At 40.7% G+C, this 253-nt stretch carries 1 pseudogene; it reads right to left on the bottom strand.

What is annotated here, in order from left to right:
• Positions 1-253, bottom strand: a pseudogene (locus ACFINO_RS11135) (exopolyphosphatase); the annotation flags it as partial.

Raw genomic sequence — 253 nt, 5'->3', positions numbered from 1 at the left:
TTTTTGCTTCTCGCGCTGCTGCTGTTGCTAAAATATAGATCTCATCTGCTCCAATCTGCAGACAAAGCGCACGAAACCGCTTGAGTGTTCGTAGGGCCATATTCATCGAATTTTCTTCTAAAAGTCCAGTCTTTGCAACGCCTTGACCAAGACCACAGAGAATTTTTTCATTAAATAAAACTGTTGGTGAACGAACAAGACCCTCATAAATAACAAGCCGAACAGAATTTGAACCAATATCGATAACAGCGAT

Source organism: Bartonella sp. AA83SXKL (genome assembly GCF_042196965.1).
In the GTDB taxonomy this organism is placed as follows: domain Bacteria; phylum Pseudomonadota; class Alphaproteobacteria; order Rhizobiales; family Rhizobiaceae; genus Bartonella.
This window is presented reverse-complemented; position numbering and strand designations above follow the sequence as displayed.